Source organism: Variovorax sp. 20P10.2.4 (assembly GCF_058244205.1).
In genome coordinates this window covers 1-5,565 of the sequence record NZ_JBZAYE010000500.1, presented here as the reverse complement: position 1 = coordinate 5,565, position 5,565 = coordinate 1, and the positions used below count along the sequence as shown (strand labels likewise).

Here is a 5,565-nt window from a genome sequence, read left to right as displayed (position 1 = left end):
GGGCCCAGCGCCTGGCGCGCGGCGTCGAAGCGCTGCCAGTCTTCCACGTCGGGCAGCGAGGGAATGGTGATCAGCTCGCCCGCGTCGAAGCCGGCCAGGGCGCTATCGACCAGGTCCTCGGCCGACATCACGATCTCCTGCGGCAGGTGCTCGACCGGCACGCCCGCGATGCCCCAGAAGTCGGTGCGCGTGGCGCCCGGCAGCACGGCCTGCACCTTCACGCCCTTGGCGCCGAGCTCGTGGTGCAGCGACTGGCTCAGGTTGACCACGTAGGCCTTGCTGCCGCTGTAGCTGCCGTTGAGCAGCTCGGGCGAGAGCGCGACGATCGAGGCGATGTTGATCAGCGCGCCGCCGCCGCGCGCGACGAAGCCCGGCGCCACGGCGCGCGTGAGGCGGGTGAGCGCGACCACGTTGAGCTGGATCATGGTGTCGATCTGGTCGGGGTCGGAATCGAGCAGGGTCGCGGTGGCGCCGAGGCCGGCGTTGTTGAGCAGCAGGGTGATGCGTTCGTCGGTACGCAGCCGCTCCTCGACCCGGCGCAGGTCGGCGGTGGCCGTGAGGTCGGCGGCGAGCACCTCGACGCGGCGGCCGGTCTCCCGCACCAGCCGTTCGGCCAGCGCCTCGAGGCGCTCCTTGTTGCGCGCGACCAGCACGAGGTCGTGGCCGCGGCGCGCGAGGCGCTCGGCGTAGACGGCGCCGATGCCGGTGGAAGCGCCGGTGATCAGCGCGGTGCCCTTGCCGGGGGCGGAGATGGCGATGTCTTGCGAGCTCATGGGAAAGGTCCTTGGATGTCGAAGGGGATGAGGAAAGGTGGTTTGACAGCCAGGAGTTTGGGTCGGACACTGATGTCTCAAATGACATGTTTCCCTCCTTTAAAGACATCATGACCCAGCGCATCGGCCTCGTCGTCTTTCCCGGTTTCCAGATCCTCGACCTGGTGGCCCTCTCGGTCTTCGAGCTCGCGAACGCCGAGGCGGGGCGCCCGGTCTACGAACTCGAGGTGCTGTCGGAGCACGGCGGCCCGGTGGCCAGCACGGCCGGCGTCACGGTCGATTCGCGCGCCTTCGACCGGCGCCGCTTCGACACCCTGCTGGTCGCGGGCTCGACCACGGTGCCACCGAGCTCGGGCGGCCTGCTCGACTTCCTGCGCCGCGCGCTGCCGCGCACGCGGCGCCTGGGCAGCATCTGCACCGGCGCCTTCGTGCTGGCCGAGGCCGGCCTGCTCGACGGTCGCCGCGCCACCACGCACTGGCATTTCGCGCGCGAGCTGCAGCGCGGCTTCCCGGCCATCCGCGTGGAGGAGGACGGCATCTTCATCCAGGACGGCCCGGTCTGGACCTCGGCCGGCATGACCGCCTGCATCGACCTCGCGCTCGCGCTGGTCGAGGGCGACCTGGGCCTCGAGCTGTCGCGCGCGGTGGCGCGCAAGCTGGTCATCTACCACCGGCGCGCGGGCGGGCAGTCGCAGTTCTCGGCGCTGCTCGAGCTCGAGCCGCGCACCGACCGCATCCAGCAGGCGCTCGACTATGCGAAGAAGAACCTGCACAAGAACCTCTCGGTCGACCAGCTCGCCGAGGTGGCGCACCTGAGCCCGCGCCAGTTCAGCCGCGCCTTCCTGGCCGAAACCGGCCAGTCGCCGGCGCGCGCGATCGAGAAGCTGCGCGTGGAGACCGCGCGCATCCTGATCGAGGAGGGCGGCCAGTCGGTCGACCGCATCGCGGCGCAGACCGGCTTCTCCGATCCCGAGCGCATGCGGCGCGCCTTCCACCGCGCCTTCGGCCAGCCGCCGCAGAGCCTGCGTCGCGCGGCGGCGCGCACGCACGCACCCGCGATGTAGATCGCGGCATCCGGATCGCCGCGGCGCGCGTACCTGTTGCCATGACCGCCGTTCGGATCGCCAATTTCGTCGTGTTCCAGCTCGCCTGGTTCGCGGCCGTGCTCGGCGCGGCGCATGGCCATCCGCTGTGGGGCACGGCCTGCGTCGCGGCGGCGATTGGCTGGCACCTGTGGGTGTCGGCCCGGCCCGCGCAGGAGGCCCGGCTGGTGGCCATCGCCTGCGCGCTGGGCGTGGTGATCGAAACCGGCCATGCCCTCGGCGGGCTGGTGCGCTATCCCTCGGGGCAGCCGGTCGCGCAGCTCGCGCCGTACTGGATGGTCGCGCTGTGGGGCCTGTTCGCGATCGCGCTCAACGTCACCCTGCGCTGGCTGCGGCGGCGCTACCTGCTCGCGGCGGTGCTGGGCGCGGTCTGCGGGCCGGCGTCGTTCGTGGCGGGCGTGAAGCTGGGCGCGGCCCAGTTCGTCGACCGGGTGCCGGCGCTCGCGGTGCTGGCCGTCGTCTGGGCGGTGGCGATGCCGCTGCTGGTGTGGCTCGCGCAGCGCTTCGATGGCGTGGGCGAGCCGCCGCGCTAGAAGTCGCGCGCGAGTTCGTCGGCCCGTGCCCTGGCGCGCGCGAGGTTCGTGGCCACCGCCTCGGGCGGCGCCAGCGTCGGCGCCACGGCCAGCTCCACCACGTCGACGATGCCGAGGAACTCGAGCCAGGTGCGCATGTACGGCTTCTGGAAATCGCGCGCATGCGAGGGCAGGCCCACCGGGTAGTCGCTCGCGCTCGAATAGACCAGCGCCGCGCGCTTGCCTTGCAGCAGGCCGGTGTAGCCCTCCTGCGCCGACCAGCGCCAGTTCTCGCCCGGCAGGGTCACGACGTCGATGTAGTGCTTCAGCCGGTAGGGCAGGCCGAAGTTCCACATCGGCAGGCTGAACACGTACTTGTCGGCTGCGTTGAACTCCTGCGCGAGGCGCACGGCGCGCTGCCAGTGCCGCCGCTGTTCGTCGGTGGCGGTTTGCGCGCGCAGCACCGCGAACTTGGCGTCGATCATGGTGGCGTCGAAGGGCGGCAGGTCGAGCGCCCAGACGTCGAGGGTGCGGATCTCGGCCGTGGGGTCGCGCTCGCGCAGCCGCTGCAGGAAATGCCGTGCCGTGTCGATGGAGCGCGAGCGCTCGCCCGAGGGCGAGGCCTGGATGTGGAGGATCGTCGAAGCCATGCCGCTCAGCCCTCCAGCGTGCGCAGGCCGACGGTGCCCGCCACCACCAGCGCGATGCAGGCCATGCGCGGACCCGACAGCGTCTCGCCGAAGGCGAGCACGCCCATCAGCACCACGCCGACCGAGCCGATGCCGGTCCACACCGCATAGGCCAGGCCCAACGGCAGATAGCGCAGCGACCTGGCGAGCAGGAAGATGCTCAGCAACGCGCTCGCCACGCCGACGACCGAGGGCCAGAGCCGGGTCCAGTCCTCCGAGCGCTTGAGCGCCGCGGCCATCGCGATCTCGACCACGCCGGCCGCCAGCAGTAACAACCATCCCATGATCCGTTCCTCCGTTGTGTGCAGGGTTGATGTGGAAACGGATAATTCCGGCCCAGGCACCAAGCCACAAGTACGCACCTTCTGGTAACCATGGGAATCGCCATGCCCGCATCGAAGAAACCCGCCGCCGTGGCAGAGCCCGCGCCCGCCGACGTCTGGAGCGCCGGCTGCCCCTCGCGCCGCGTGCTCGAGCTCGTCGCCAACAAGTGGGCGCTGCTGATCATTCCGCTGCTGCGCGACGAGCCGCTGCGCAACAACGAGCTGCTGCGCCGGGTCGGCGGCATCTCGCAGAAGATGCTCACGCAGACCCTGCGCGATCTCGAGATCAATGGCCTGGTGCTGCGCGAGGACCACCAGACCGTGCCGCCGCACGTCGAGTACCGGCTGAGCCCGCTCGGGTTGTCGCTGAGCCGCACGCTGATCGCGGTCGATCGCTGGGCCGAGGCCAACCATGCGGAGATCGACCGCGCGCGGCAGGCCGCGATCGCAGCGCTCTGAAGTCGCTGTTCAGTCGAGCGTGATGCCCACGCGCTTGATGACACTGCCCCATTTCTCCGACTCGCTGCGCATCAGCCGCGCGAAGTCCTCGGGCGTGCCCGGCATCACGTCGCCGCCCGCGCCGGCCAGGCGCTGGGCCACGTCGGGCGCGGCCAGCACCTTCTGCAGCGAGGCATTGAGCCGCTGCACCACAGGCTGCGGCGTGCCCTTGGGCGCGAGGATGCCGAACCAGCCGATGGCCTCGAAGCCCGGGTAGCCCGACTCGGCCACGGTCGGCAGCTCGGGCGCGATCGGCGAGCGCGTGGCGCTGGTGACCGCCAGCGCATGCAATCGGCCGGCCTTCACCAGCGGCATCGAGGTCACCATGGTGTCGAAGGCGAAGCTGACCTGGCCGCCCATCAGGTCGGTGAGCATCGGGCCCGCGCCCTGGTAGGGGATGTTCGAGACCTCGATGCCGGCCTGCGCCTTGAAGGCTTCCACCGCCAGGTGCGTGGTGCTCGCGCGCACGCCCGAGCCGTAGTTGATCTTGCCGGGCGCGGCCTTGGCGGCGGCCACCAGCTCCTTCATGTTCTTCGCGGCGAAGCGCGGATTGGCCACCACCATCAGCGGCGTGCGCGCGGCCGTGCCCACGGGCACCAGGTCGTTGAACACGTCGAAGCGCATGTCCTTGTAGAGGAAGTGGTTCACCACCACCGCGGTGCTGCCCATCAGCAGCGTGTAGCCGTCGGCCGCGCTCTTGGCCACGTAGTCGGCCGCGATGTTCTGCGAGGCGCCGGGCCGGTTCTCGACCAGCACCGGCTGGCGCAGGTCCTGCGCGAGCTTCTCGCCGACGATGCGCGCCGCGAGGTCGGCCGGCCCGCCGGGCGGAAAGCCCACCACGAGGTGGATCGGCTTCGAGGGATAGGCACCTTGCGCGATGGCGTGCAGGGGCGCGGCCAGCGCGAGGCCGGCGGCGAGCAGCAGCGCGCGGCGCGGCGAGGAAGGGCGGTGGCGGAAAGTCATGGCATGTCTCCAGCAAGAGGGCGTGCGGATGCGCCCTCGGGTTCGTGTTCAGGGGATGTGGCTCGGATGCGCGGCGCTTGGCGAAGGCCAGTGCGCGCGCAGGAAGGGCAGCAGCTCGGCGAGCACCGCCTCGGGCGCTTCTTCCATCATCAGGTGGCCGCAGTCGATCTCGCCGCCGCCGACGGGCGTGCCCGCGGCGGCCGCGTCGCGCCAGATGTGGACCGGCGTGCGTTCGGCCGGGAAGCGCCCGCGCTCCCACAGCACATGCACCGGGCAGCGCACGCGCTCGCCGGCGGCACGGCCGTGTTCGTCGTGTTCGAGGTCGATCGACGCGGCGGCGCGGTAGTCCTCGATCATCGCGTGGCGCACGCTCTCGCGCGAGAAGGCGCGCAGGTACTCGGCATGGGCCTCGGGCGTCACCGCGTCGAAGCGCCGCACCATGTTGCGCAGCGTCCAGTCGAGGAAGAAGGCCGGGTCGGCCGCGAGCAGGCGCTCGGGCAGGTCGAAGGGCTGGGCCAGCATGAACCAGTGCCAGCTCTTGAGGCCGAAGTCCTTGTTCGCGCGCGCCCACATCTCGACGGTGGGAATCACGGTGATCGAGCCGAAGGCCTCGACGCGGTCCGGATGGTCGAGGCACAGCCGGTGCGCCACGCGCGCGCCGCGGTCGTGGCCGATCACCGCGAAGCGCTCGAAGCCCAGCGCGC

Annotated in this window: 8 protein-coding genes; 3 read left to right on the top strand and 5 right to left on the bottom strand. The window is 71.2% G+C overall.

Annotated elements, in window-relative coordinates:
* Positions 1-773, bottom strand: a 773-nt coding sequence (locus AC27VN_RS31310) for an SDR family NAD(P)-dependent oxidoreductase (protein WP_490879076.1), incomplete at its 3' end; no start/stop codon positions are given.
* A 110-nt stretch (positions 774-883) separates the two neighbouring features.
* Here AC27VN_RS31310 and AC27VN_RS31305 point away from each other — a divergent pair.
* On the top strand, positions 884-1,837 hold the full coding sequence (locus AC27VN_RS31305) for a GlxA family transcriptional regulator (RefSeq protein ID WP_208511873.1): 954 nt from the start codon (positions 884-886) through the stop codon (positions 1,835-1,837).
* 41 nt (positions 1,838-1,878) lie between these two features.
* Positions 1,879-2,409 (top strand): DUF2878 domain-containing protein, encoded by a 531-nt coding sequence (locus AC27VN_RS31300; protein ID WP_490879075.1) that lies wholly within the window; start codon positions 1,879-1,881, stop codon positions 2,407-2,409.
* On the opposite strand, the gene AC27VN_RS31295 is transcribed toward AC27VN_RS31300, so the two are convergent.
* Entirely contained in the window at positions 2,406-3,038 is a 633-nt protein-coding gene (locus AC27VN_RS31295) for an FMN-dependent NADH-azoreductase (protein ID WP_490879074.1), read from the bottom strand. The genes AC27VN_RS31300 and AC27VN_RS31295 overlap by 4 nt on opposite strands.
* Positions 3,039-3,043: 5 nt before the next feature.
* Complete coding sequence (locus AC27VN_RS31290) at positions 3,044-3,361, bottom strand: DMT family transporter (protein WP_413763869.1); 318 nt, start codon at positions 3,359-3,361, stop codon at positions 3,044-3,046.
* 90 nt (positions 3,362-3,451) lie between these two features.
* Between AC27VN_RS31290 and AC27VN_RS31285 the strand changes: the two genes are divergently transcribed.
* Entirely contained in the window at positions 3,452-3,859 is a 408-nt protein-coding gene (locus AC27VN_RS31285) for a winged helix-turn-helix transcriptional regulator (RefSeq protein ID WP_490879073.1), read from the top strand.
* 9 nt (positions 3,860-3,868) lie between these two features.
* On the opposite strand, the gene AC27VN_RS31280 is transcribed toward AC27VN_RS31285, so the two are convergent.
* On the bottom strand, positions 3,869-4,861 hold the full coding sequence (locus tag AC27VN_RS31280) for a tripartite tricarboxylate transporter substrate binding protein (protein ID WP_490879072.1): 993 nt from the start codon (positions 4,859-4,861) through the stop codon (positions 3,869-3,871).
* A gap of 48 nt (positions 4,862-4,909) precedes the next feature.
* Positions 4,910-5,565 (bottom strand): alpha/beta fold hydrolase (locus AC27VN_RS31275; RefSeq protein ID WP_490879071.1); only part of this gene is annotated, 656 nt, incomplete at its 5' end.